This window comes from Synechococcus sp. CCAP 1479/9 (assembly GCF_019038535.1).
GTDB lineage: Bacteria > Cyanobacteriota > Cyanobacteriia > PCC-6307 > Cyanobiaceae > Cyanobium.
Genome location: NZ_JAFKRK010000075.1, coordinates 1 through 287 on the forward strand (window position 1 = coordinate 1; position 287 = coordinate 287).

At 68.6% G+C, this 287-nt stretch carries 1 protein-coding gene; it reads left to right on the forward strand.

The window, feature by feature from the left end; all coding sequences use genetic code 11:
• Nucleotides 1-287: acyltransferase family protein (locus tag KUG38_RS17305; RefSeq protein ID WP_216923545.1), on the forward strand; the 287-nt coding region annotated here is incomplete at both ends.

Below are 287 nucleotides of genomic sequence, written 5' to 3' on the forward strand. Positions count from 1 at the left end.
TGCCTACCGGCCGGACATCGATGCGCTGCGGGGGGCGGCGATGCTGGCGGTGCTGGTGTTCCACCTGAACAAGGCCTGGCTGCCCGGCGGCTTCACGGGGGTGGACATCTTCTTCGTGATCTCGGGCTACGTGGTGATGGGCTCGCTGCTGGGCCAGGCGAGCAAGCCGCTGTGGCCGCGTCTGGGGAATTTCTACCTGCGGCGTGTGCGGCGTCTGCTGCCGAACCTGCTGGTGTGCCTGGGGGTGACGAGCCTGGGGGTGGCGATGCTGATCCCGCCGCTGGAGA